Here is a 1,100-nt window from a genome sequence, read left to right as displayed (position 1 = left end):
GGGTCCCTGTGTATCGTAGATGTGCGAAGGTGATCGCGGGCGGGAGACCGATGGGTCCCTGGTGCTAGAGACCGCTGCCCGGCCTGGTCCCCGCCCGCTTTTGTGCACTCAAACCTGAACAGTTGGACGAGGCCGTTGCCGCGGACCTCGCATCACAGGGACAGGCCCGATGACCATACACCCTGATGTGGTCGGGATCGATGTGTCCAAGCATCATCTCGACGTGTTCGACGCCGCGCGGGGACGTGGCGAGCGCTTGACCAACACGGCCGAGGCGATCGCCGCCCTGGTCCAACGGCTGGCGGGCCCCGACCGGTTGACCGTGTTCGAGGCCACCGGCGACTACGACCTGCTCTTGCGCAGGGCCTTGGAGGCGGCGGGCTCGCCCTATGTGCGGGTCAATCCGACCCGAGCGCGTGACTTCGCCCGCGCCGCCGGCTTCTTGGCCAAGACCGACGCGGTCGACGCCCGCATGCTGGCGGCCTTGGGAACGGCGCTAAGACCCGCCCCGGCAACGCCCAGCCATCCGGCCCGCCAGCGACTGGCCCAATTGCACAAGCGCCGCGATCAGTTGGTGGCCATGCGCAAGCAGGAGCGCACCCGTCGCGCCGAGGCCTCGGACCCGGATCTGATCGACGACCTGGACGATCATCTGGCCTGGCTCGACCGTACCGTCGCCCGCTTCGACAAGGACATCGCCGCCTTCGTCGCCGAGCAGCCCGCCCTCGATCAGGCCAGTCGGCTGATCCGCTCGATCCCCGGCGTGGGGCCCGTCACCGCCGCCACCCTCCTGGCCCTCGTGCCCGAGCTGGGTCTCCGCTCGCCCAAGGCCCTGGCCGCCCTGGCCGGCTTGGCGCCCTTCAACCACGACTCCGGCAAGCTGCGGGGAACTCGCGCCATACGCGGCGGCCGCAAGCGCGTACGCGACGCCCTCTACATGGCCGCCGTCGCCGCCTGCCGCTCTCAAAGCCGCTTCAAGACCAGCTACAAGGCTCTGCGCGACGCGGGAAAACCACCAAAACTGGCCTTCATCGCCATCGCCCGGAAACTCCTCATCACCGCAAACGCCGTCATCCGCGATCAGCAGCCCTTCCACGCAT

1 protein-coding gene is annotated in these 1,100 nt (G+C 68.8%); it reads left to right on the top strand.

Annotated elements, in window-relative coordinates:
- Positions 1-169: 169 nt before the first annotated feature.
- Positions 170-1,100 (top strand): IS110 family transposase (locus PMI01_RS25805; protein ID WP_007676815.1); only part of this gene is annotated, 931 nt, incomplete at its 3' end.

Source organism: Caulobacter sp. AP07, assembly GCF_000281955.1.
In the GTDB taxonomy this organism is placed as follows: Bacteria; Pseudomonadota; Alphaproteobacteria; order Caulobacterales; family Caulobacteraceae; genus Caulobacter.
The sequence above is the reverse complement of the archived record's forward strand: the minus strand, read 5'-3'. Positions and strand labels throughout refer to the sequence as shown.